This is a genomic window from Alcanivorax sp. HI0083 (genome assembly GCF_001635175.1).
The window spans coordinates 1-2,093 of record NZ_LWFX01001198.1; the positions used below are offsets into that span (position 1 = coordinate 1).

The window sequence follows — 2,093 nt, forward strand, 5'->3', positions numbered from 1 at the left end:
CGCTTTTCAACTTTCAACTCGATCCTTTCAACTACTCGGCAACGCATAGGTCCCGGTGACATGGGCAACCATTTCATCGTTGCCCTCACTGAACAGCTGCACTTCCAACACCGCAGCACGACGGCCCAGCCGCAGAATCACCACCTCGGCGATCAGGTCCGCCGGCGCCGGGCGTGACAGGAAATTAATATTCAGATTCTGTGTCACCGCCATTTCCACCCGGCCCAGCTCTCCCAGAATCGCCGCGTACATGGCCGCATCCGCTAACCCCATCATGGTCGGCCCGGAGATACTGCCACCGGGGCGCAAGGTCGACGGCCGGAACGGCGAACGCACCCGCGCCCGCCGCGCCCCCACTTCCTCAATCCGCAGCCCTTCTTCAGAGGCCGCTGGCAGGCCCTGGTAAATCACATCCTGCACCTGCTGCGCATTCAGCATATCCATCTCTCAATCAATACGGTAAAACCTCAAGCATACGAGAGCGCACCGCATAAACACAGTGCCGGAAACGCCGGATGACTGGTTAGCAATGCCCTTTGCCCATAGAATGGAGGGCTATCGAATTAACTGGCCGAAGACACCCTTTATGCGCACCTCCCAATACTTGCTTGCTACCGTGAAAGAAACCCCGGCGGACGCCGTTGTGACCAGCCACCAGCTGATGCTGCGTGCCGGCATGGTGCGCAAACTGGCTTCCGGCCTTTATACCTGGTTGCCATCCGGGTTGCGGGTGCTGCGCAAGGTAGAACAGGTTATCCGTGAGGAAATGGACCGGGCCGGGGCGCAGGAAGTGCTGATGCCGGTGGTGCAACCCATGGAACTGTGGGAAGAATCCGGCCGGGCGCCGGCCTATGGCCCGGAGCTGCTGCGCATTACCGACCGCCACAACAATCCCTTCTGCCTGGGCCCGACCCATGAAGAAGTGATCACCGACATGGTGCGCAACGAGCTGCACAGCTACAAACAGTTGCCGGCCAACTTCTACCAGATTCAGACCAAGTTCCGTGACGAAATTCGCCCACGTTTCGGCATCATGCGCTCGCGGGAATTCATCATGAAGGATGCCTATTCCTTCCATACCAACATGGATTCCCTGGCAGAGACCTACCAGATCATGCACCGCGCCTACTGCGCCATCTTTGATCGGCTGGGCCTGGATTATCGCCCGGTGGAAGCCGATACCGGCGCCATCGGCGGCGCCGCCAGCCACGAATTCCATGTACTGGCCGAATCCGGCGAGGACGACATCGCCTTCTCCGATGGCTCCGACTACGCCGCCAATGTGGAACTGGCGGAAGCGCTGGCCCCTGCCATCGAGCGCCCGGCGCCCGGCGCCGCCATGGAAACGGTGGATACCCCCAATGCCAGAACCATTGAGGAACTGGTGGCACAGTTCGATCTGCCCATCGAGAAGACCATCAAGACACTGGTCGTGAAAGGCGCCGAGGAAGGCCAACTGGTAGCCCTGCTGGTACGCGGCGACCACGAACTGAACGACATCAAGGCCGAGAAGCTGGACGCCGTGGCCGCGCCACTGGAATTCGCCAGCGAAGACGCCATTCGCAACGTCGTGGGCGCAGGCCCCGGTTCACTGGGCCCGGTGGGCCTGCCGATCACCGTGATTGCGGATCGCAGCGTGGCTGTGATGAGCGACTTCGGTGCCGGCGCCAATGAAGATGGCAAACACCACTTCAACATCAACTGGGAACGAGACGTGGCCCTGCCGCAAATCGCCGACCTGCGTAATGTGGTAGATGGCGATCCCAGCCCCGATGGCGCCGGCACCCTGAGCATCAAACGCGGCATCGAGGTGGGGCATATCTTCCAGCTCGGCACCAAGTACTCTGAAGCGCTCGGCGCTACCGTGCTGGATGAAAATGGCAAATCCGTGGTGATGCCCATGGGCTGCTACGGCATCGGCGTAACCCGCGTGGTCGCCGCCGCCATTGAACAGAACAACGACGACCGGGGCATCATCTGGCCACAAGCCATTGCCCCGTTCCAGGTGGCCCTGATTCCGGTGAACATCAAGAAGAGCCCCCGGGAACGGGAACTGGCAGAAACGCTCTACGCCGAGCTCACCGCTGCCGGTA

General features: G+C 60.9%; 2 protein-coding genes. One reads left to right on the forward strand and one right to left on the reverse strand.

What is annotated here, in order from left to right; translation table 11 throughout:
* Positions 1 to 27: 27 nt before the first annotated feature.
* Positions 28 to 438 carry a PaaI family thioesterase gene (locus tag A3754_RS17350; protein ID WP_063520706.1) on the reverse strand — a complete coding sequence of 137 codons (411 nt, stop codon included), beginning with the start codon at positions 436 to 438 and terminating at the stop codon, positions 28 to 30.
* A 148-nt stretch (positions 439 to 586) separates the two neighbouring features.
* Here A3754_RS17350 and A3754_RS17355 point away from each other — a divergent pair.
* A partial coding sequence (locus A3754_RS17355) for a proline--tRNA ligase (RefSeq protein WP_063520705.1) occupies positions 587 to 2,093 on the forward strand: 1,507 nt, incomplete at its 3' end.

Bases quoted from the DNA above. Each gene is read 5' to 3' on its own strand.
- A3754_RS17350 (WP_063520706.1), bottom strand. From the start codon at position 438: ATGCTGAATGCGCAGCAGGTGCAGGATGTGATTTACCAGGGCCTGCCA.